At 68.4% G+C, this 269-nt stretch carries 1 protein-coding gene; it reads right to left on the reverse strand.

Going from position 1 to position 269, the window contains the following annotated elements:
* Nucleotides 1-13: 13 nt before the first annotated feature.
* Nucleotides 14-269: hypothetical protein (locus tag ACY9Z2_RS19060; RefSeq protein WP_463611252.1), on the reverse strand; the 256-nt coding region annotated here is incomplete at its 5' end.

The following is a 269-nucleotide window of genomic DNA, read 5'->3' on the forward strand; positions in this document are numbered from 1 at the left end:
GGAGCTTTAGCGTCTAGCCGGATGTACTAGTCGCACGCGGCTTGTTCCACCGTTCCGCCCACTGCACGGCGCGTTCCTCCTCCTCCGGCACGGACCCGCACTTGACCATGTTCGTCCGGAAGTAGCTGACCGTCGAGATGCGCTCCGCGCCGCAGTCCGGGCACGGCCCGTCCGACAGGACACGCTCGCCGCCGTCGCAGCCGCAGCGGATCGCGGTGTTCCCGTGCCAGGCGTGCGCGTCCATCAGGATCAGGTCGCCGTCCTGTAGG

This window comes from Virgibacillus sp. GM2-2, assembly GCF_055329585.1.